Origin of the sequence: Pseudomonas sp. BJa3, from assembly GCF_026343815.1 — a bacterium.
Taxonomy (GTDB): domain Bacteria; phylum Pseudomonadota; class Gammaproteobacteria; order Pseudomonadales; family Pseudomonadaceae; genus Aquipseudomonas; species Aquipseudomonas soli.
Map to the genome: position 1 here is coordinate 1 of NZ_JAOXMC010000025.1, position 22,168 is coordinate 22,168.

Consider the following 22,168-nt stretch of genomic DNA (forward strand, 5'->3'; position numbering starts at 1 on the left):
TTGATTTTTGATTTTTGATTTTTGATTTTTGATTTTTGATTTTTGATTTTTGATTTTTGATTTTTGATTTTTGATTTTTGATTTCTGGTTTTAGTTGGGTTGGTTGGTTTTGAAAGTTGTATGCGCATTCATTTGTGATGGCGACGCTTATTCACCTTTCCGCCCTTACGGCGGCCTACTTTGGTCTTGGCCAAAGTAGGCAAAGCCGCTCGCTCCATTCATACGGCCCCTACGCTTCGCTCCGGGGTTCCCTCACTCCGGCCTTGCTCCCGGGAGGACCGCGCTGAACGCCCCATCCTGGGGCGCAGCGCTTGACGGGCATCCATGCCCGTCACCTCCCTCCGCAAGACCTCCGCTCGGCCTCCTGAAGTCGCGAAGTTACGGGCGGCGCCTGGACTGGCGCAGCTGATCGCTAGTTGCAATCGTGGGAACTCTAGATCTACATCGCGGGGCAAGCCCGCTCCCACGATAGTTTGACTACGTTATTCAACGTGGGAACGGGCTCCCCTGCGATAGTCCGGAACAGCCATTGTATAACTAACTGTCAAATAACTAAGTTCGCATTCCCATTGCTTGCTCTTGCTCTTGCTCTTGCTCTTGCTCTTGCTCTTGCTCTTGCTCTTGCTTCTAAGCGCGCAATATTCCAGGCGCCGCCAATTGCGACTTCAGGAGGCCGAGTGGAGTTCTTGCGTAGTGGGGCGACGGCCATGGATGGCCGTCGAGCGCTGCGCCCCAGGATGGGGCGTACAGCGCGGTACCCACGGGAGCAAGAACGGAGCGAGGGTACCCCGGAGCGCAGCGCAGGGGCCGTATGAATGGAGCCAGCGGTTTTTGCCTACTTTTGCCCAAGAGCAAAAGTAGGTCGCCGTAAAGGCGAAAAGGTGACTAGATGTCGACACATTTCAAGAAGATGTATGCAAAATCAAAACAATCGAGCCAGGGCCAGAGCCAAATTTCTGATCCCTACCCAAACCAATGCTGCCAAGCCAACCGCACAGTCAACGCCAGCACCACAGTAATAAACACCGGCCGAATGAACTTGCTACCCCCGCTGATCGCCGTACGCGCCCCAAAAAACGCCCCGACCATCACCGACACCCCCATGCACAACCCAACGATGTAATCCACCTGCCCGGAAATGACAAACACCGTCAACGCCGCAATGTTGCTGACAAAGTTCATGCTGCGCGCCACACCACTGGCCCGAACCAGGTCGATGGGATAGAGCAGCAACGTGCTCACGGTCCAGAAAGCACCGGTACCCGGCCCGGCCACGCCGTCGTAGAAGCCCAGGGTGAAGCCCTGCGGAAACTGCCACTTCCTTTTGATCGGCGCATCGGCATCCACCGGCGCCTTCGGTGTTCCGCCGAACAGCAGGTAGACGCCACAGGCGAACACGATCACCGGGAGCATCTTGTTCAACCACTCGGCCGGCATGTAGTGAGCCACCACCGCGCCGATCAACGCGCCTACCAGGGTACCGACGATCGCCAGGCGCCATTGCGCCGGATGGAACAGCTTGCGCCGGTAGTAGGTGATGCTGGCCGTGGCCGCGCCGAAGGTCGAGCTGAGCTTGTTGGTGCCCAGCACCAGGTGCGGCGGCATGCCGGCAGTGAGCAGCGCCGGGGTCGTCAGCAGGCCGCCGCCACCGGCGATGGCATCGATGAAACCTGCAACAAAGGCGACCAGGGCGAGAATCAGCAGGGTGAGCGGTTCTACGGTGAGTTCGAAGGGCATGAGGGCACGGGCAGGCTGGACGGCGGGGTGCGGCAAACGGCCGCGCTAGAGGGGCACATGGTAATCCCGGATGGTAGGGGTTGCCAGTGCCGCCTCATCGCGGGGCAAGCCCGCGCCCACGTCTGTTCGTAGCGCGTGGGAGCGGGCTTGCCCCGCGAGGGATGTCACAGGAACCAGCGATACTCCCGCGCGCTGACCTCATGGAGAAACGCCAGCTGGTCCTGGCGCTTGTTCTCGCAATAGACCATCACGAACTCCGCGCCCAACCCCTCGTTGACCGCCGGATGCCCACGCATCGCCGCCACCGCGCCGAGCATGTCCTTGGGAAAATCGATCCCGCTGCCACGGTCCTCGTTGAGCGGCGCGATGGGCTCCTGCGCGGCATCCAGCCCGTGCTCCATGCCGCACAGGATCGCCGCCAGCACCAGGTACGGATTGGCATCCGCCCCGGCCAGCCGATGCTCGATCCGCAGGTTGCGCGGATCCGACTCAGGGATGCGGATACAGGCGTCGCGATCCTCGAAGCCCCAGCTGGCGCGGCGGGCGGCGTTGACCATGGCCCCGTAGCGGCGAAACGCATTATGGTTGGCGGCGAATATCGGCATGCAATGCGGCAGCAACGCCAGGCAACCGGCCACAGCATGACGCAGCGGCCGTTGGTTATCGGCAGACAACAGGTTGTTGCCCGCCGGGTCGTACAGGCTGACATGCACATGCATGCCGCTGCCCGGCGCGTGCAGATAGGGTTTGCTCATGAACGAGGCGCGCAGCCCGTGCTTGAGCGCCACGCCCCGGGTGCTGCGGCAGAACAGCGCCGCCCAGTCGGCGGCGCGCAGGCCATCGTCGCAATGGCCGAAATTGATCTCGAACTGGCCGGGGCCAAGTTCGGCGGTGATGACATTGGCGTCCACTCCTTGGGCATTGGCGGTCTCGACCATTTCGCGCAGTACGTCGGCAAAGCGCGACAGGCGCTCGATATGCATGTTCGGCTGGTCGTCGGCATCGCCACTGGCTGGGTCGCGGGGGAACTGCGGAAGGCCCTCCTTCAGCGTCCTGTCGAACAGGTAGAACTCCAGTTCGAACGCCACCACCGGGCGGATGCCTCGGCTTTCGAGGCGTTGCAGGACGCGGGCCAGCACCTCGCGGGGTTCGAATTCGATGGGCGCCGCAGTGCCGTCCGAGGTGATCAGCATCTGCCCCAGCGGCTCTCGCTCCCAGTTCACCGGCTTCAGCGTACCGGGTACCAGGCGGCGCGGGGCGTCCGGGTCGCCGTCGTTGAAGCAGTAGTCGCCGATCGGGAACAGCCCGCCCTGCACGCCGAGCAGTACGCAGTTCTGCGGCAGCTTGAGCGGGCTGCCGGCGGCGACGTTTTCCAGCATGTCGATGGGGTAGCGCTTGCCGTAGAAATGCCCGGGGATGTCCAGGCTGATCAGGTCAACGTAGCGCACGTCGGGGTGTCGGGCGCGGAAGGCGCGCACTTCGCTGAGCAGATCGGGGAAGCCTGTTGTACTTGTCATTGGCATGCTCTCAACGGAAGACCCAGAGAACCCGGGTGGTTCGGGCGGTCAGGTTGGCGTAGCGGAACTGGCTGTGGGGTGGCAGCTGGAAGCTGTCGTTGGGGCAGAGGGTGACGGCGTCGTCGCGGCCCTCGAGCCACAGGGTCAGCTCGCCCTCGAGGACGAAACCGCCTTGTTCCGAGCTGTCGTCCAGATGCCCCTCGCCACTGCTGGCACCGGGCGCCAGGTGGCTTTCGAGCATGGCGAAGCGGCCATTGAGGGTCGGCGAGACCAGCACGTCGGTGACCCCGGCGGCGTAGTACAGGGTGCGTCGCTCGCCGGGGCGGGTCACCCAGTCGATCTCGCGGGGCGGCACGGCCTGATAGAAATAGGTGGTCGGTACGCGCAGCGCTTCGCTGATGGCGGTCAGGTCGGCCACCGTCGGCCGCGACAGGCCGCGTTCGACCTGGGAGAGGAAGCCCAGCGAGCGGTTGACGCGAGTTGCCAGCTCGTCGAGGGTCAACCCCCGATGCTTGCGCAGGTCGCGGACCTGGCGGGCGAGGGTTTGGATATCGTCAGACATGATCGCGCATCCTGTACCAGGCCTTGGCCGCCGCCTCCAGCGGCGCGGCCAGCAGGTCGCCACCGGGGAAGCGGCCGTTATCGATGCCCTGGTAAAGCTTCAGCAGGTCGTCGTCACCGAGGATCGCGTCGCTGACAGCGCGTGCACCGGCCAGGGTCGGCAGTACGCCGTGGCCGGAAAAACCCTGCAGCCAGTAACGTTGGCCCTGGCGGCCGATATCCGGCGTGCGCTGGATGCTGCAATCGATGTGGCCGCCCCAGGCATGCTCGATGGCGACCCCTTGCAACTGTGGGAACACCCGTTCCAGGTACGGCCGGGTGGCGCCGGCGACGTCCTTGGGGATGCCACCGAGGTACGTGCAGCCACCGCCGAACAGCAAGCGGTGGTCGGGTGTAAGGCGGAAATAGTCGGGGACGAACTGGTTGTCGATCACGCAACTGTTGCGTGGCAGCAGCGAGGCGGCGAAGTCGGCGTCCAGCGGCGCCGTGGCCACCTGGTATGAGCCCACCGGCAGCAGACGACGCGACAGCGTGCGGTCGAGGCGGTCGATATAGGCGTTGCAGGCCAGCACCATTACGCGACTGCGCACCTCGCCCTGATCGGTTCGGGCGGCGAAGCCGTCGGCGTGTTCCTGGTAACCCATCACCTGGCTCTGCTCATAGATCCGCCCGCCATGCGCTTCGATCACGGCGGCCAGGCCCTGGGCCAGCTTCAGCGGGTTGAGGTGGGCGCCATTGGGATCGTACAGCGCGGCCTGGTAGCGGGGGCTGTCGACCCACTCGGACAGTTCCTCGCGGTCGATCAGGCGCAGGCAGTCGTAGTCGAGCTTCTCCTGTGCTTCACGCCGGGCGTCCTCCAGCAGTTTTACCCGGCGCGGCAACACGGCGGTCCACAGACTGCCCAGGCGGTAATCGACGTCGAAGTCATGGCGCAGGGGCAGTTCGCGCAGCTCGCCGGCGGCCCAGCACATGCTGTCCCACAGGCGCCGGCTGCGCTCCAGGCCCAGGGCTCGCTCCAGCGGGGGCATGTCGCACGACCAGCCCAGCAGTGCCTGGCCACCGTTGCGCCCCGAGGCGGCCCAGGCCACCCGGCTGGCTTCCAGCAGGGTCACGCGCTGGCCGGCCAATGTCAGGCGCAGGGCCGTATGCAGGCCGCTGAAGCCGGCACCGACGATGAGGATGTCGGTGTCGTGGGCGCCCTGCAGGGTGGGGCGCAAAGGGATGGTGGCGGGGTAGGTGCGGGCGTAGTAGCTGGCGACGTGCTGGGCGGATTGCTTGAACATGCCGGGGCCTCGTGAAATTTTTTCTGATTATTTTCATGAAAAAATAGCAGAGGATTTTCATTTCGCCAGTAGATGGCGTCATCGTGCTAGGTAGCTGCCTTGCGCCGCGGCTGTCGGGGTTTGCCGGCTGCTGACTTGCCCTTGCCAGCGCTTTTGCGCTTCTTCTTCCAAGGTGCCGCGGCTTTGCCCGCCGCCGGCCCGCTGATGGTCAGGCGCATGCCGCTGCAGCGTTGCACCAGCTTGCCCATCCACGCCGATTGCCGGGCGACGAACTCCTCCAGGCTCATTTCCCCGCTTTGCACCATGTCCAGCGCCTGCTCCCAGATCGCCGTGGTGCCAGGATCGGCGATGGCCCGGGGCACGGCGTCGATCAGGCTGAAGGCGGCAGGCGTGGCCGACAGGGCCTTGCCGTTCTTGACCAGGTAGCCACGGTCGAGCAGGCCCTGGATGATGCTGGCGCGCGTCGCCTCGGTGCCGATGCCGGTGGTTTCCTTGAGCTTCTGCTTGAGCCTGGGGTCGTCCACCAGCTTGGCGACGTTCTTCATCGCCTTGATCAGGTCGCCTTCGGTGAAAGGCTTGGGGGGCTGGGTCCACAGGTCCTTCAATTGCAGATCCCGCACTGAACAGTCCTGGCCTTCGCGCAACGCCGGCAGCACTTGGGCCGGTGGCGCTTCGCGACCCTTGGCCGGGGCCAGCGCCTCAGGCAATGCCCGGCGCCAGCCCGGTTCGACGATCTGCTTGCCCACCGCCCGCAACGCATGGCCGGCGCAATCGAACTCGGCCTGGGTGCGGTCGTACTCATGGTTGGGCAGGAACTGCGCCAGGTAGCGGGCGCGGATCAGGGTGTACACCGCCTTGTACTTGGGTGGCAGGCGCGCCGGGTCGCTGGCGGCGGCGGTGGGGATGATGCCGTGGTGGGCGCTGACCTTCTGGTCGTTCCACGCCCGTGAACGGCGCTGTGGGTCCAGGTGGTCCCGCAGTGGCGCGAGGCTGCTGTCGGCGCGCTGCAAGGCAGCGAGGATGGCTGCGGCCTCGCCATGCTGGCTGAGGGGCAGGTACCCACTGTCGCTGCGCGGGTAGGTGATGAGCTTGTGGGTTTCGTAAAGGGCCTGGGCAATGTCCAGGGTTTCCTGGGCGCCGAGGCCGAGCTTCTTTGAACACAGCTCCTGCAGGGTGCCGAGGTCGAAGGGCAGCGGCGCGGCTTCGCGCACCCGTTCGGTGGCGATCTTCAGCACCCGGGCGCTGCCGGCAGCCTGCATGGCGGCAGCGGCTTGTTGCGCCAGGTCCTGTTTCAGGCAGCGGCCCTGATCGTCGCAGGCGTCCTCGGGGGCGCGCCATTGGGCGTTGAACACGGCGCCCGCACTTTCCAGCTGCACGTCGATGGCCCAGAACGGCACGGGTACGAAATCGGCGATGCTGCGGTCGCGGTCCACTACCAGGCGCAGCGTCGGAGTCTGTACCCGGCCCACCGGCAGCACGCCCTGGTAGCCGGACTGGCGGCCGAGCAGGGTGAACAGGCGGCTCATGTTCATGCCGATCAGCCAGTCGGCCCGCGAGCGGCCCAGGGCCGAATGGTAGAGGCTGAACGTCTCCTGGCCGGGCAGCAGGCGCCCAAGGGCCTTGCGGATCGAGGCATCGTCCAGCGCCGACAGCCACAGGCGCTGGATCGGCCCGCGGTAGCGGCAGTGCTCGACCAGTTCGCGGGCAATCATCTCGCCCTCGCGGTCGGCATCGGTGGCGATCACCAGTTCGCGGGCTTCGCCCAGCAGGCGCTTGACCGCCTTGTACTGGCTGGCGGTCTTGGGCTTGACCGTCATCTTCCATTTTTCCGGGATGATCGGCAGGTCTTCTAGGGTCCAGCGTTTGTAGCGCTCGTCGTAGCTGTCCGGCGGGGCGGTCTCCAGCAGGTGGCCGATGCACCAGGTCACGCAGACATCGGTGCCTTGCCAGCAGCCATCGCCGCGGCGCTGGGCGCCGAGGACCTTGGCGATGTCTTTTGCCTGGGAGGGCTTTTCGCAGAGAAAGAGGCGCATGGCCGAAAACGCTTCATCGTGAAAGTGGCCCCTAGGATGCGCAAGCCAGGGCGCGCAGGCAAGTTTTATCTGTATGCATGTACAGGTTTTTTGCCCGCATCTTTGGCAGGGACGTCATCCCTTCGGGTTGGACGAGGTGGCAAATGCGTGCCAGCTTTGCCTTTCGCCCGTCAGTCGTGTCACCGGACGATGTCGCTGGGGTGTCCTTCCTACAAGAACAACAGGGATGTAAACCAATGCCCGTATTCGATTACCGACAGCTCGACAGCACTGCCTCCTCTGCGCTGTACAAGGACGCCATGGCGCTGGCCACCTATGCCTACCATGGCATCGACGATGGCTTCAGCGCCGGCTACCAGAAGTACGGCTTCGGCCTTGGCCTGCCGGCCACGCTGGTCAAGGCGCTGATCGGCGGCACCGACAGCCAGGGCGTGATCCCCGGTATCCCCTGGAACCCCGACTCCGAAGCCCGGGCCCTGGCCCAGGTCAAGGCCGCCGGCTGGTCGCCGATCAGCGCGGCGCAACTGGGCTACCAGGGCAAGACCGACGCCCGCGGCACCTTCCACGGCGAAGCGCCGGGCTACACCTCGGCGCAGGTGGAGATCCTCGGCCGCTATGATGCCGCCGGCCAGCTCAGCGGTATCGGTATCGCTTTTCGCGGCACCAGCGGCCCACGCGAGAACCTGCTGGGCGACACCATCGGCGACGCCATCAACGACCTGCTGGCGGCGATCGGCCCGGCAGGTTATGCCCGTGATTACGCCGGCAACGCATTCGGGCAGCTGCTCGCCGATGTGGCGGCCTTTGCCAAGGCCAACGGCCTGAGCGGCGCGGATATCACCGTCAGTGGTCACAGCCTCGGCGGCCTGGCAGTCAACAGCCTGGCCGACTTGAGCGGCTCGCGCTGGGGCGGTTTCTACCAGGATGCGCGCTACGTGGCCTTCGCCTCGCCAACCCAGGCCGCCGACGCCAGCAAGGTGCTCAATATCGGCTACGAGAACGACCCGGTGTTCCGTGTGCTCGACGGCACCTCGGCAACCTGGGGCACCCTGGGCGTGCACGACGGCGCCAAGGCCTCGGCCACCAACAACATCGTCAATTTCAATGACCACTACGTGTCCGACGCCTGGAACCTGCTGCCGTTCTCCATCGGCAACATCGCCACCTGGCTGTCGCACCTGCCGACGGCCTACACCGATGGCCTTGGGCGTGTGCTGGACTCCTCCTTCTATCAGTGGACCAGCCGCGACTCGACCATCCTGGTCAGCAACCTGTCGGACGTGACCCGTGGCTCGACCTGGGTCGAGGACCTCAACCGCAATGCCGAGCCGCACAAGGGCAGCACATTCATCATCGGCTCGGACAAGGACGACCTGATCCATGGTGGGCGCGGCAACGACTACCTCGAAGGCCGGGCCGGCAACGATACCTTCCGCGATGACGGCGGTTTCAACCTGATCGACGGCGGTGCCGGCCATGACACCCTGAAGCTGCAGGATGCCTTGGCCAAGCTGAGCATCGCCCGGGATGGCGAAGGCACGCTGTACGTGCGTGACGCCGAGGGCGGCATCAGCCTGGTGCGCAATGTCGAAAACCTGGTGAGCAAGGAGTCCAGCCTGCTGATCTTCAGCAAGGAAGTCAGTCACGCGGTGGCGGCGCAGGGGTTGTTCGAAAGCGGCAAGATCACCCCCTATGCGTCCTCGCTCAACGGCACCCAGGCAAGCGACCAGCTGGTGGCGGGTAATCAGGGGCAGTGGCTGTTCGGCCTGGGCGGTGACGACCGTCTGCAGGGCGGCGCCGGCAATGACGTGCTGGTCGGTGGCTCGGGCAACGATGTGCTGATGGGTGGCGGCGGGCGCGACACCTTCCTGTTCAGCGGCCATTTCGGCCAGGACCGGGTGCTGGACTTCACAGGCCAGGACCGGCTGGTATTCATTGGCGTGGAAGGCGGCACCGCCGCGCCGGACTGGCGTGCCCATGCCAGCCAGGTGGGGGATGACCTGGTGCTGAAGTTCGGCGGGGACAGCGTGACGCTGGTGGGGATTGCGGGGCAGGGGGTTGGGGATGGGCAGATCGTGATTGCTTGATCCTGGGGCTGCGGTTCGTCGGCACGACAAGTTGGCTCCCACAGCGACGGCGCTTGGCTTGAGAGGGGCGCGGTCGGTGTGGGAGCCGGCTTGCCGGCGATGGCCGGCGCTAGCCGGCCCAGTGCTCAGGCGATTTCGCGCGAATCCCGCACCATGTCGACGTGCGGGATGCCTGCCTCAAGGAATTCCTCGCTGACCACGCGGAATCCCAGGCGCTCGTAGAATGGAGTGGCATGTACCTGGGCGCTGAGCATCTGCTTGGTAAGGTCGCGGTTCTGCGCCTCGACAATGACCGCACGCATCAATGCATCGCCCACGTTCAAGCCGCGCCAGTCCCTGAGCACCGAGACCCGGCCGATGGTGCCGTCAGGCAGCAGGCGCGCAGTACCGATCGGGTAGTCGCCCTCCAGGGCCAGGAAGTGCACGGCGGTCGGGTCTTCTGCGTCGAATTCCAGCTCCGGCGGCACGTGCTGCTCGGCGACGAACACGGCGCTGCGGATGCGGTGGATGTCGGCATTGTCCTTGTGCCAGTCGGCCAGTCGAACACTGATCTTATTCATCGGCGAATCCCAGGCTGCCTTGCATGACCAGCTGTTGTACCAGCATCAGGCCGTCTTCGTCCTGCAGCCACTGGCCAAGGTTGTCGATGTGCAGGGCATCGGCGGCGCACACCAGCTTGAGCAGCTCGCGCAGTTTGGCCGGCAGTGGGCAGCTGCGCCCGCTGGCGAACAGCATCAGGTCGTCGTTGAGCTCGGACCAGGCCATGCGTGCGCTTGGGTTGCGGATCAGCACGGCGCCCTGTTCGAGGTAGTTGATCAGCTCCTGCTCGCTCAGCTCTTCACCGACAACCTGCTCAGGGTAGCGCGGCTCGGTCATGAACTGGCCGAACCAGGTCAGCAGCAGGTCCTTGTCGGACATATGCTTGTCGATCAGCGCCTTGAGGCGGTCCAAGGCATCGTGCTGGATCTGGTGCGGGTCGCTGACCGGCTGGGCGTCGGCATCGCTGTAGCGCTCTTCATCCGGCAGGAACTGGCCGAGGAAATCGGTGAAGTGGGTCAGCACTTCGGCGGCGCTTGGGGCGCGGAAGCCGACCGAGTAGGTCAGGCACTCGCTCTCGGCGACGCCGTAATGGGCCAGGCGCGGCGGCAGGTAGAGCATGTCGCCGGGTTCCAGGGTCCACTCGTCGCTCTGCTCGAAATCAGCGAGGATGCGCAGGTCGGCGTGGTCGATCAGCGCGCTGTCGCTGTTGCACATCTGGCCGACTTTCCAGTTGCGCGTGCCGTCGCCTTGCAGCAGGAATACATCGTAGTTGTCGAAGTGCGGGCCGACGCTGCCGCCAGGCGCGGCGTAGCTGATCATCACGTCGTCGATACGCCAGCTGGGCAGGAAGCGGAATTCCTCCAGCAGCTCGGCCACTTCCGGGACGAACTGGTCCACGGCCTGTACCAGCAGGGTCCAGTCGCGCTCGGGCAGGTCGCTGAAGGCGTCCTCGGCGAACGGGCCGCGGCGCAGCTCCCACGGGCGCTCGCCGTGCTCGAGCACCAGGCGCGACTCGACTTCCTCTTCCAGGGCCAGGCCAGCCAGCTCGTCGGCGTCGATGGGGCTGACGAAGTCAGGGAAGGCCTGACGTACCAGCAGTGGCTTCTTCTGCCAGTAGTCGCGCAGGAATTCACGGGCCGTGAGGCCGCCCAACAGTTGCAGTGGAGTATCAGAATTCATGTTCAACCTATTGAAAAAACGTAATTTTCGTACGGGAATAAAAACGCCCGGCCAGGCCGGGCGTTGCACGCGACGGTCAGCTTAGATGCGTTTGGCCTGGGCCACCGCGTTGCCGATGTAGGTCGCTGGGGTCAGCTGCTTGAGCTCGGCTTTGGCTTCGGCCGGCATGTCCAGGCCGTCGATGAAGGTCAGCAGCGCGTCAGGGGTGATGCCCTTGCCACGGGTCAGCTCCTTGAGCTTCTCGTAGGGGTTTTCGATGTTGAAGCGGCGCATCACGGTCTGGATCGGCTCGGCCAGGACTTCCCAGCAGGCATCCAGGTCGGCGGCGATACGGGCTTCGTTGACTTCCAGCTTGCCGATGCCCTTCAGGCTGGCCTCGTAGGCGATGACGCTGTGGGCGAAGCCCACGCCCAGGTTGCGCAGCACGGTGGAGTCGGTCAGGTCACGCTGCCAGCGCGAGATCGGCAGCTTGCTGGCCAAGTGCTGGAACAGTGCGTTGGCTATCCCTAAGTTGCCTTCAGAGTTCTCGAAGTCGATCGGGTTGACCTTGTGCGGCATGGTCGAGGAGCCGATTTCGCCGGCAACGGTCTTCTGCTTGAAGTAGCCCAGCGAGATGTAGCCCCAGACGTCGCGGTCGAAGTCGATGAGGATGGTGTTGAAGCGGGCGATGGCGTCGAACAGCTCGGCGATGTAGTCGTGCGGCTCGATCTGGGTGGTGTAGGGGTTGAACACCAGGCCCAACTCGTCTTCGATGAAGGCGCGGGCGTTGGCTTCCCAGTCGATCTGCGAGTAGGCCGACAGGTGGGCGTTGTAGTTGCCCACGGCGCCGTTGATCTTGCCCAGCAGCGGCACGGCGGCCACTTGCGCGATCTGGCGCTCCAGGCGGTAGACGACGTTGGCCAGTTCCTTGCCCAGGGTGGTCGGCGAGGCCGGCTGGCCGTGGGTGCGCGACAGCATCGGCACGGCGGCGTGGGTGTGGGCCAGGGTGCGGATCGCTTCGGCGATCTGACGCATCAGTGGCAGCAGCACTTCGTCACGGCCGGCGCGCAGCATCAGGGCGTGGGACAGGTTGTTGATGTCCTCGCTGGTGCAGGCGAAGTGGATGAACTCGCTGACCTTGGCCAACTCAGGCAACTGCGCGGCCTGCTCCTTGAGCAGGTACTCGATGGCCTTGACGTCGTGGTTGGTGGTGCGCTCGATTTCCTTGACGCGTTCGGCGTGCTCGAGTTTGAAATCGGTGGCCAGGCTGTCCAGCACGGCGTTGGCTTCGGCGCTGAACGCCGGCACTTCGCCGATCTGCGGGTGGGCGGCCAGGCGCTGCAGCCAGCGCACTTCGACCAGGGCGCGGAAACGGATCAGGCCGAATTCGCTGAAAATGGGGCGCAGGGCCTGGGTTTTGCCGGCATAACGGCCGTCTACAGGGGAAACCGCAGTGAGCGAGGAGAGCTGCATGGGGTGTTCTCGGACAGTCAGGCTTTTGGAAGGGCGCATATCATACATGAAAAACGCGCCCGGGTCGGGTGGCTGACCAAAGGTCGGGCCATTTCGAAGCGTGTGGTGTCTGGCGTGGGAGCGGCGGCGCACCGCCGCTCCCACGGTTCATTTCAATCGGCGGTACGCATCATCCCGTACAGCTCGTTGAGCAGCTTGCGCCGGCTGAACACCAGCTGCCAGCGGTGCCCGCCCAGCTGGCGCCACAGGCGCGCGGCGCGAATGCCGGCCAGCAGCAGGGCGCGGATCTTCGAAGCGTTGCTGGCCTGCTGCAGGAAGCGCATGTCGCCATGCACCTGGATGCGCTGGCGCAGGGTGCTCAGGGTGTCTTGGTACAAGGCTCCGCTGGAGGCGATGACGTTTTCATGAACCAGGCCGAAATGCTCGGCCTGGGACTGGATCTGCGGCAGGCGGTTGCCGATGGTATCGAGCATGTCGCCACGCTTGTTCAGCTGGCGCTCGAGGCCCAGCATCGACAGGGCGTAGCGCAGCGGCTCGCGTTGCAGGCTGCTGGGGTCGCGCTCCAGGGCGCCGACCAGCGCCCGGTAGCCGTCGCGCAGGTTGATGTCGTCGCCGCCGAACACTTCCAGGGTGTCCTTGGGGTCGACCACCAGCAGGCTGCCGAGCATGCAGCCGATATTGGCTTCGCTGGCCTGGCCGGTGCGGGCGATACGGTCCACCAGCACGGCGGCCTGGAACACGCCGCCCAGGGCAATCAGTTGCTCCTGGAGGTTGTTCATGGGCGCGGGCTCCAGGGCTCGGCGACTTCGATCACGCCGCCGCCCAGGCATACCTCGCCGTCATAGAACACTACCGACTGGCCCGGGGTGACGGCGCGCTGCGGCTCGTCGAACACGGCGCGGTAGCCGCTGGCGGTCTGCTCCAGCGTGCACTGCTGGTCGGCTTGGCGGTAGCGCACCTTGGCGGTAAGTTTGCGCGGGCTCGACAGGTCGATCGGGTTGACCCAGAAGATTTCCGAGGCCAGCAGGGCGCGGGAGAACAGCCACGGGTGCTCGTTGCCCTGGCCGACCACCAGCACGTTGCGCGACAGGTCCTTTTCCAGCACGTACCACGGCTCGTCGCTGGCGTCTTTCAGGCCGCCGATGCCCAGGCCTTGGCGCTGGCCGATGGTGTGGTACATCAGGCCGTGGTGCTGGCCGATCACTTCACCCTCGGTGGTCTGGATCTCGCCCGGCTGGGCCGGCAGGTACTGCTTGAGGAAGTCGCTGAAGCGGCGCTCGCCGATGAAGCAGATACCAGTGGAGTCCTTCTTCTTGGCGGTGGCCAGGCCGTGTTTCTCGGCGATGGCGCGTACCTCGGGCTTTTCCAGTTCACCCACCGGGAACAGGGTGCGGGCGATCTCTTTGCCGCCGACGGCGTGCAGGAAGTAGCTCTGGTCCTTGTTCGGGTCCAGGCCCTTGAGTAGCTCGGTCAGCTCGCCAGTGTCGCGGCGGCGCACATAGTGGCCGGTGGCGATCAGGTCGGCGCCCAGGGACAGGGCGTAGTCGAGGAAGGCCTTGAACTTGATTTCGCGGTTGCAGAGGATATCCGGGTTTGGCGTGCGGCCGGCCTTGTATTCCTCGAGGAAGTGCTCGAACACGTTGTCCCAGTATTCGGCGGCGAAGTTGGCGGTGTGCAGCTTGATACCGATGCGGTCGCACACGGCCTGGGCGTCGGCCAGGTCTTCGCGGGCGGTGCAGTATTCGGTGCCGTCGTCCTCTTCCCAGTTCTTCATGAACAGACCTTCCACCTGGTAGCCCTGCTCCATGAGCAGAAGGGCGGAGACGGAAGAGTCCACGCCGCCGGACATGCCGACGATGACGCGGGTCTTGGCGGGGTCTTTGAGTGCTGGGCTGGTCATGGCTACCGATGTGTATCAGAGGGGAAAAACGCCGATTCTATCAAACAGGCGTCAGTCGCGCAGCAGGTCAAGGCTGTGCAGTGGGCCTTGGAGGTAGTCGTCGAGGCAGCGTGGCACCAACTCGCTGCGCCAGCGCGACGGCTCGGCCAGCAGTTCGTCGCGGGTCAGCCATACGGCGCGGACGATGTCGCTGTCCAGGGCGCGGTCCTGGTGGTGGCGCACGGGGCGGGCGGCGAAGCAGATGCGCTGGTAGGTGACGCCGTTGCTGGGGGCGGTGTACAGATAGATACCGACCACGCCGGTGAGCTCTACTTCCCAGGCGGTTTCCTCGCGGGTTTCGCGCAGGGCGGCCTGGGTGATGGTTTCATTGGCTTCGAGGTGGCCGGCGGGCTGGTTGAAGACATGCTGGCCGGCCTTGAATTCCTCGACGAAAAGGAACTTGCCCTCGTGTTCGACGACGGTGGCGACAGTGATGTGGGGTTGCCAGGTCATTGGGGTTGTCCTTTTGCATGCTGGGGGCTGCGCAGCAGACCCAGTCCCAGAAAGCACAAACCCCGGTGCGTGGCCGGGGTTTGTGTTGTTACGTCAAGCGAACCTTACAGTGCGGCGATGGCGCTGTTCAGGGTCTGGCTTGGGCGCATCACCTTGGCGGTCAGCTCGGCATCCGGGGCGTAGTAGCCACCGATGTCGGCCGGCTTGCCCTGGACGGCGTTGAGCTCGGCGACGATGGTCGCTTCGTTCTCGCTCAGGGTCTTGGCCAGCGGGGCGAAGCGCGCCTGCAGGGCGGCGTCGTCGGACTGGGCGGCCAGTGCTTCTGCCCAGTACAGGGTCAGGTAGAAGTGGCTGCCACGGTTGTCGATACCGCCAACCTTGCGCGAAGGCGACTTGTTGGTGTCGAGGAACTTGCCGGTGGCCTGGTCAAGGGTGTTGGCCAGGACCTTGGCGCGCGGATTGTCGTAGGTGTTGCCCAAGTGCTCCAGGGAAGCGGCCAGGGCCAGGAATTCACCCAGCGAGTCCCAACGCAGGAAGTTCTCTTCAACCAGCTGCTGCACGTGCTTCGGTGCCGAACCACCGGCGCCGGTCTCGAACAGGCCACCGCCGTTCATCAGCGGCACGATCGACAGCATCTTGGCGCTGGTGCCCAGCTCCATGATCGGGAACAGGTCGGTCAGGTAGTCGCGCAGCACGTTGCCGGTCACCGAGATGGTGTCCTTGCCTTCGCGGATGCGGGCCAGGGAGAACTTGATGGCGTCGACCGGGGCCAGGATGCGGATGTCCAGGCCGGCGGTGTCGTGATCCTTCAGGTACTGCTGCACCTTTTCGATCATCACGCCGTCGTGGGCGCGGGCCGGGTCCAGCCAGAACACCGCCGGTGTGTTGCTCAGGCGGGCGCGGTTGACGGCCAGCTTGACCCAGTCCTGGATCGGCGCGTCCTTGGTCTGGCACATGCGGAAGATGTCACCGGCTTCGACGTTCTGCTCCAGGACGACCTTGCCCTTGCCGTCGACCACGCGCACGACGCCGTCGGCCTTGATCTGGAAGGTCTTGTCGTGGGAGCCGTACTCTTCGGCTTTCTGCGCCATCAGGCCGACGTTCGGCACGCTGCCCATGGTGGTCGGGTCGAAGGCGCCATTGGCCTTGCAGTCTTCGATGGTGGCCTGGTAGATACCGGCGTAGCAGCGGTCCGGGATCACGGCCTTGGCGTCCTGCAGCTCACCTGCGGTGTTCCACATCTTGCCCGAGTCGCGGATCATTGCCGGCATCGAGGCGTCGACGATGACGTCGCTCGGTACGTGCAGGTTGGTGATGCCCTTGTCCGAGTTGACCATGGCCAGGGCCGGGCGAACGGCGTACAGGGCCTGGATATCGGCTTCGATCTCGGCTTGCTTTTCAGCAGGCAGGTCCTTGATGCGGGCGTACAGGTCGCCGATGCCGTTGTTGGCGTTGAAGCCCACTTCGGCCAGCGCGGCGGCGTGCTTGACGAGCACGTCGTTGTAGAACTCTTCGACGATCACGCCGAACATGATCGGGTCGGAAACCTTCATCATGGTGGCTTTCAGGTGCACCGACAGCAGCACGCCGGAGGCCTTGGCATCGGCGATCTGCTCGGCGATGAAGGCTTTCAGGGCCTTGCGGCTCATGGTGGCGCAGTCGATCACTTCGGCGGCTTTGACGGCGGTCTTTTCTTTCAGCACGGTGGTGCTGCCGTCCTTGCCGACCAGCTCGATGCGCAGGCTGTCGTCAGCCTCGATCAGCGCGGCCTTCTCGCTGCCGTAGAAGTCGCCCTGGGTCATGTGGGCAACGTGCGACTTGGAGTCGGCGGCCCAGGCGCCCATCTTGTGCGGGTGCTTGCGGGCGTAGTTCTTGACCGACAGCGGCGCGCGGCGGTCGGAGTTGCCTTCGCGCAGGACCGGGTTCACGGCGCTGCCCTTGATGCGGTCGTAGCGGGCGCGCGATTCTTTCTCTTCGGCGCTGGCCGGCTCGTCGGCGTAGTCGGGGATGTTGAAGCCCTTGGCTTGCAGCTCCTTGATCGCGGCCTTCAGCTGTGGAACCGAAGCGGAAATGTTCGGCAGCTTGATGATGTTGGCTTCAGGGGTGGTGGCCAGCTGGCCCAGTTCCGCCAGGTGATCGCCTACCTGCTTCTCGGTGCCCAGTTGCTCCGGGAAGGCGGCGAGGATACGGCCGGCCAGGGAGATGTCGCGGGTTTCGACGGCGATGTCGGCGCAGGCAGTGAAGGCCTCGACGATCGGCAGCAGCGAGTAGGTGGCGAGGGCGGGGGCTTCGTCGGTGAAGGTGTAGATGATCTTGGAACGGGTGGGCATGCGGGTTAACTCTCTATGTGCTGAGCGTACTCGAGTCTCGAGGTGCGCAGGGTAGGCGCTTCGCCCTGGCGACGCCATGAGCGGAAAGTCGAGAGGCTGCGAGCGGTGATGGTGGATGCATCAGTCGAGCGTCAAGTGCTGGGCCGCGGTAACGACCCAGGCTTTGTGGTCATTCATGACCAAGGGCGAGCCGCATTTTCCTAGGGTTCGCCCCGGTGACCCTATGGTCGCGCCGGAGTATATCAAACCCTTTGGGCTAATCAGCAAGGCGAAGTGGTATCAGCGCATTTATAAGACCAAAGACGTAGGGGCAATGTGGCGTGTTGCCGCAGGCATTTGCCACCTGTTTGCCGGTGTTGGCGGGCTCCTGCCTTGCAGGTCGGCGGATGTGGTTTAGGCTCAGTGGATCGCACGATTTCCAATCACACTAGGAAAAGCGGAGTAGTGCAGCATGGGATACCAGAAAATCAAGGTTCCGACTGATGGTGCCAAGATCACCGTCAATGCAGACCATTCGCTCAATGTTCCCGATAACCCCATCATTCCCTACATCGAAGGCGACGGCATCGGCGTGGACGTCTCGCCGGTGATGATCAAGGTGGTCGATGCCGCCGTGCAAAAGGCCTATGGCGGCAAGCGCAAGATCGCCTGGATGGAGGTGTATGCCGGCGAGAAGGCCACCCAGGTCTATGACCAGGACACCTGGCTGCCCCAGGAAACCCTGGATGCGGTGAAAGACTACGTGGTGTCGATCAAGGGGCCGCTGACCACACCGGTCGGTGGCGGCATCCGTTCGCTCAACGTGGCGTTGCGCCAGCAACTCGACCTGTATGTGTGCCTGCGTCCGGTGGTGTGGTTCCAGGGCGTGCCGAGCCCGGTGAAAAAGCCAGGCGACGTCGACATGGTGATCTTCCGCGAGAACTCCGAGGACATCTATGCCGGTATCGAGTGGAAGGCCGGCTCGCCCGAGGCGAACAAGGTGATCAAGTTCCTCAAGGAGGAAATGGGCGTCACCAAGATCCGCTTCGACCAGGACTGCGGCATCGGCGTCAAGCCGGTGTCGAAGGAAGGCACCAAGCGCCTGGTGCGCAAGGCTCTGCAATATGTCGTTGATAACGACCGCAAGTCGCTGACCCTGGTGCACAAAGGCAACATCATGAAGTTCACCGAAGGTGCCTTCAAGGACTGGGGCTACGAGGTGGCTCGCGACGAGTTCGGCGCCGAATTGCTCGATGGCGGCCCGTGGATGAAGTTCAAGAACCCGCGGACCGGCCGCGAGGTGATCGTCAAGGATGCCATCGCCGACGCCATGCTCCAGCAGATCCTGCTGCGCCCGGCGGAGTACGATGTGATCGCCACGCTCAACCTCAATGGCGACTACCTGTCCGACGCCCTGGCGGCGGAGGTGGGCGGTATCGGCATCGCACCGGGGGCCAACCTGTCTGACACCGTGGCCATGTTCGAGGCCACCCACGGCACCGCGCCGAAGTACGCCGGCAAGGATCAGGTCAATCCGGGGTCGGTGATCCTGTCGGCCGAGATGATGCTACGCCACATGGGTTGGACCGAGGCCGCGGACCTGATCATCAAGGGCACCAATGGCGCCATTGCGGCCAAGACCGTGACCTACGACTTCGAACGCCTGATGGAGGGCGCGACCCTGGTCGGCAGCTCGGGCTTTGGCGAGGCGCTGATCAAGCACATGTAAGCGTGAAAAACCGGTCGCCTCTTTGTTAAAGGGGCGACCGGTTTTTTCGTTTACCGGCAGACAGCTCAGAGATCAGACTTCGACGGTGCTGCCCGGGTTCGTGGCGCTGGCCTGTACCGTGCTGGTGGCGCTTTTGATCTCTGTCGCGTGAAGCCCTTTGGGGCCCTGGATGATCTCGAAGTTCACGAATTGGCCGGCTTTCAGCGTCTTGTACCCGTCCATCTGGATCGCTGAATAGTGGGCGAACAGATCATCGGTCTTACCGTCCTCGTTGATGAATCCGTAGCCCTTGGCATTGTTGAACCACTTGACTTTACCGCTTGCCATCCCTATGTCCCTCTGCAAAGGACTCCATCACTGGAGTATCATCCACTTCATCCGCATACGAACCTTGCGAGAAAATCTGGTTGACTGCGCGGATCTTTATCGACCACGGTGGGTTCTTATTGGTTGTAACACCGTTTTGCCGATAGTCAAGGTCAGCCGGCGCCCGCGCCGGGAGGGGCCTGCGCGGTCAACCCACAACCTTAACCTGTCGATCATGATGAAATTCTTTCCATGCATGTACTCAGTGAGATTCGACTAACATTCAATCAGGATCGCCCGCAGTCGCATGAGGACGGGCACGAGGACGATGGCGCGGGCCTTGCCGTCCAGGAGGCCAAGCCGATCCTGCAGGCGCCACCGATGTACAAGGTGGTTTTGTTCAACGATGACTACACGCCAATGGATTTCGTCGTCGAAGTGCTCGAGACGTTCTTCAATCTGAACCGCGAGCTGGCGACCAAGATCATGCTGACCGTCCATACCGAAGGGCGGGCAGTGTGCGGATTGTTTACCCGTGACATCGCCGAAACAAAGGCCATGCAGGTCAACCAATACGCCAGGGAAAGCCAGCATCCGCTACTCTGTGAAATCGAGAAGGACGGTTAATCGCCGACCACTTGGGTATGAGGTGAAGCTATGTTAAACCGCGAGCTCGAAGTCACCCTCAATCTGGCCTTCAAGGAGGCCCGTTCGAAACGTCATGAGTTCATGACCGTCGAACACCTGCTGCTGGCACTCCTTGACAATGAGGCTGCCGCGACCGTTCTGCGCGCCTGTGGCGCCAATCTCGACAAGCTCAAGCACGACCTGCAGGAGTTCATCGATTCCACCACCCCGCTGATCCCCGTGCATGACGAGGACCGCGAGACGCAACCGACGCTGGGCTTCCAGCGCGTGCTGCAGCGTGCCGTGTTCCACGTGCAGAGCTCCGGCAAGCGCGAAGTGACCGGCGCCAACGTGCTGGTGGCGATCTTCAGCGAACAGGAAAGCCAGGCGGTGTTCCTGCTCAAGCAGCAGAGCGTGGCGCGTATCGACGTCGTCAACTACATCGCCCATGGCATCAGCAAGGTGCCGGGCCATGGTCCGAACACCGACAGCGACCAGGACATGCAGGATGAGGAGGGCGGCGAGGCTTCCTCTTCCAGCAACCCGCTGGACGCCTACGCCAGCAACCTCAACGAACTGGCCCGTGCCGGTCGTATCGATCCGCTGGTTGGCCGGGAGCAGGAGGTCGAGCGCGTCGCGCAGATCCTAGCTCGTCGGCGCAAGAACAACCCGTTGCTGGTCGGCGAGGCCGGCGTCGGCAAGACAGCCATCGCCGAAGGCCTGGCCAAGCGCATCGTCGATGGCCAGGTGCCCGACCTGCTGGCCCAGAGCGTGGTCTATTCCCTGGACCTCGGCGCGCTGCTGGCTGGCACCAAGTACCGTGGCGACTTCGAGAAGCGCTTCAAGGCGCTGCTCGGCGAGCTGCGCAAACGGCCGCAGGCGATCCTGTTCATCGACGAGATCCACACCATCATCGGTGCCGGCGCGGCTTCCGGGGGCGTGATGGATGCCTCCAACCTGCTCAAGCCGTTGCTGTCGTCCGGTGAGATCCGTTGCATCGGCTCCACCACGTTCCAGGAGTTCCGCGGCATCTTCGAGAAGGATCGTGCCCTGGCGCGTCGCTTCCAGAAGGTCGATGTCACCGAGCCGTCGGTGGAAGACACCGTGGGCATCCTGCGTGGCCTGAAAGGCCGCTTCGAAAGCCACCACAACATCGAGTACAGCGACGAGGCCCTGCGCGCCGCCGCCGAACTGGCTTCGCGCTACATCAATGACCGGCACATGCCGGACAAGGCCATCGACGTGATCGATGAAGCCGGCGCCTATCAGCGCCTGCAGCCGGAAGCCAACCGGGTCAAGCGCATCGACGTGCCGCAGGTCGAGGATATCGTCGCCAAGATCGCGCGGATCCCGCCAAAGCATGTCACCAGTTCCGACAAGGAGCTGCTGCGCAACCTTGAGCGTGACCTGAAGCTGACCGTGTTCGGCCAGGATGCCGCGATCGACTCGCTGGCCACTGCCATCAAGCTGTCCCGTGCCGGCCTCAAGGCACCGGACAAGCCGGTGGGCTCGTTCCTGTTCGCCGGCCCCACCGGCGTGGGCAAGACCGAGGCTGCTCGGCAGCTGGCCAAGGCCCTGGGGGTCGAGCTGGTACGCTTCGACATGTCCGAGTACATGGAGCGGCACACTGTGTCGCGGCTGATCGGTGCGCCGCCCGGCTACGTCGGGTTCGATCAGGGTGGCCTGCTGACCGAGGCCATCACCAAGCAGCCGCACTGCGTGCTGCTGCTCGATGAAATCGAGAAGGCCCACCCGGAAGTCTTCAACCTGCTGCTGCAGGTGATGGACCACGGGACCCTGACCGACAACAACGGGCGCAAGGCGGACTTCCGCAACGTGATCCTGATCATGACCACCAACGCCGGTGCCGAAACTGCCGCGCGGGCCTCGATCGGCTTCACCCATCAGGACCACTCCTCCGACGCCATGGAGGTTATCCGCAAGAGCTTCACGCCAGAGTTCCGCAACCGCCTGGACACCATCATCCAGTTCGGCCGCCTGTCCCACGAGACGATCAAGAGCATTGTCGACAAGTTCCTTATCGAACTGCAGGCGCAGCTGGAAGACAAGCGTGTGTTGCTGGAGGTCACCGACGCCGCGCGCGGCTGGCTGGCGGCCTCGGGCTACGACGTGCAGATGGGCGCGCGGCCAATGGCGCGGCTGATCCAGGACAAGATCAAGCGGCCGCTGGCCGAAGAGATCCTGTTCGGTGAGCTGGCCGAGCATGGCGGTGTGGTGCACATCGACCTGCGCGATGATGAGCTGGTGTTCGATTACGAGACCACGGCCGAGGTTGCGTAACGACCATCGCGGGGCCAGCCCGCTCCCATGCCAGCAGAAATTGGCGTGGGAGCGGGCTGGCCCCGCGATGCTTTTCAGCGTCCACAAAAAAGCCCGGCACAATGGCCGGGCTTTT

The 22,168-nt window shown here is 64.1% G+C and carries 17 protein-coding genes; 4 read left to right on the forward strand and 13 right to left on the reverse strand.

Annotated features, from left to right (window positions below; genetic code table 11):
- Positions 1-963: 963 nt before the first annotated feature.
- From OH705_RS24055 to OH705_RS24075, 5 genes are all read right to left on the reverse strand, one after another.
- Entirely contained in the window at positions 964-1,737 is a 774-nt protein-coding gene (locus OH705_RS24055) for a TSUP family transporter (protein WP_046856185.1), read from the reverse strand.
- A gap of 164 nt (positions 1,738-1,901) precedes the next feature.
- Entirely contained in the window at positions 1,902-3,254 is a 1,353-nt protein-coding gene (locus tag OH705_RS24060) for a glutamine synthetase family protein (protein WP_267303125.1), read from the reverse strand.
- Positions 3,255-3,264: 10 nt separating this feature from the next.
- Positions 3,265-3,816, reverse strand: coding sequence for a helix-turn-helix domain-containing protein (locus tag OH705_RS24065; RefSeq protein WP_267303126.1), 552 nt, complete (start codon positions 3,814-3,816; stop codon positions 3,265-3,267).
- A complete protein-coding gene (locus OH705_RS24070; RefSeq protein WP_267303127.1) occupies positions 3,809-5,098 on the reverse strand; it encodes an NAD(P)/FAD-dependent oxidoreductase in 1,290 nt (429 codons plus the stop codon). Before OH705_RS24070 ends, OH705_RS24065 begins: the two co-directional genes overlap by 8 nt.
- 86 nt (positions 5,099-5,184) lie before the next feature.
- A complete protein-coding gene (locus OH705_RS24075; protein ID WP_267303128.1) occupies positions 5,185-7,131 on the reverse strand; it encodes a DNA topoisomerase III in 1,947 nt (648 codons plus the stop codon).
- Between the two features lie 236 nt (positions 7,132-7,367).
- Here OH705_RS24075 and OH705_RS24080 point away from each other — a divergent pair, with 236 nt between their 5' ends.
- On the forward strand, positions 7,368-9,218 hold the full coding sequence (locus OH705_RS24080) for a polyurethanase (RefSeq protein WP_267303129.1): 1,851 nt from the start codon (positions 7,368-7,370) through the stop codon (positions 9,216-9,218).
- A 125-nt stretch (positions 9,219-9,343) separates the two neighbouring features.
- On the opposite strand, the gene OH705_RS24085 is transcribed toward OH705_RS24080, so the two are convergent.
- From OH705_RS24085 to OH705_RS24115, 7 genes are all read right to left on the reverse strand, one after another.
- Positions 9,344-9,778, reverse strand: a complete 435-nt coding sequence (locus OH705_RS24085; RefSeq protein ID WP_023631510.1) for a GNAT family N-acetyltransferase — start codon at positions 9,776-9,778, stop codon at positions 9,344-9,346.
- A complete protein-coding gene (locus OH705_RS24090) occupies positions 9,771-10,937 on the reverse strand; it encodes a cupin domain-containing protein (protein ID WP_038705840.1) in 1,167 nt (388 codons plus the stop codon). Before OH705_RS24090 ends, OH705_RS24085 begins: the two co-directional genes overlap by 8 nt.
- A gap of 81 nt (positions 10,938-11,018) precedes the next feature.
- The gene (gene purB / locus OH705_RS24095; protein ID WP_046856178.1) at positions 11,019-12,389 is read right to left on the reverse strand and encodes an adenylosuccinate lyase; all 1,371 of its coding nucleotides are present in this window, start codon (positions 12,387-12,389) and stop codon (positions 11,019-11,021) included.
- Positions 12,390-12,541: 152 nt separating this feature from the next.
- Positions 12,542-13,168: a high frequency lysogenization protein HflD gene (gene hflD / locus OH705_RS24100; protein ID WP_038705842.1), complete on the reverse strand. Its 627-nt coding sequence runs from the start codon at positions 13,166-13,168 to the stop codon at positions 12,542-12,544.
- Positions 13,165-14,289, reverse strand: coding sequence for a tRNA 2-thiouridine(34) synthase MnmA (mnmA, locus tag OH705_RS24105; protein WP_023630404.1), 1,125 nt, complete (start codon positions 14,287-14,289; stop codon positions 13,165-13,167). Before mnmA ends, hflD begins: the two co-directional genes overlap by 4 nt.
- 51 nt (positions 14,290-14,340) lie before the next feature.
- Positions 14,341-14,781 (reverse strand): NUDIX hydrolase, encoded by a 441-nt coding sequence (locus OH705_RS24110; RefSeq protein ID WP_023630405.1) that lies wholly within the window; start codon positions 14,779-14,781, stop codon positions 14,341-14,343.
- 104 nt (positions 14,782-14,885) lie between these two features.
- Complete coding sequence (locus tag OH705_RS24115; protein ID WP_094010426.1) at positions 14,886-17,111, reverse strand: NADP-dependent isocitrate dehydrogenase; 2,226 nt, start codon at positions 17,109-17,111, stop codon at positions 14,886-14,888.
- Positions 17,112-17,562: 451 nt separating this feature from the next.
- Between OH705_RS24115 and icd the strand changes: the two genes are divergently transcribed.
- Positions 17,563-18,819 carry an NADP-dependent isocitrate dehydrogenase gene (icd, locus tag OH705_RS24120; RefSeq protein ID WP_023630408.1) on the forward strand — a complete coding sequence of 419 codons (1,257 nt, stop codon included), beginning with the start codon at positions 17,563-17,565 and terminating at the stop codon, positions 18,817-18,819.
- 72 nt (positions 18,820-18,891) lie between these two features.
- Here the strand turns inward: icd and cspD are convergent, their stop codons facing one another.
- A complete protein-coding gene (gene cspD, locus OH705_RS24125) occupies positions 18,892-19,146 on the reverse strand; it encodes a cold shock domain-containing protein CspD (RefSeq protein ID WP_267303130.1) in 255 nt (84 codons plus the stop codon).
- 231 nt (positions 19,147-19,377) lie between these two features.
- On the opposite strand from cspD, the gene clpS reads away from it, so the two are divergent.
- Both clpS and clpA read left to right on the forward strand, forming a co-directional pair.
- Positions 19,378-19,752 carry an ATP-dependent Clp protease adapter ClpS gene (clpS, locus tag OH705_RS24130; protein WP_023630410.1) on the forward strand — a complete coding sequence of 125 codons (375 nt, stop codon included), beginning with the start codon at positions 19,378-19,380 and terminating at the stop codon, positions 19,750-19,752.
- Positions 19,753-19,782: 30 nt separating this feature from the next.
- Positions 19,783-22,053: an ATP-dependent Clp protease ATP-binding subunit ClpA gene (gene clpA, locus OH705_RS24135; protein ID WP_038705843.1), complete on the forward strand. Its 2,271-nt coding sequence runs from the start codon at positions 19,783-19,785 to the stop codon at positions 22,051-22,053.
- Positions 22,054-22,168: the final 115 nt, after the last annotated feature.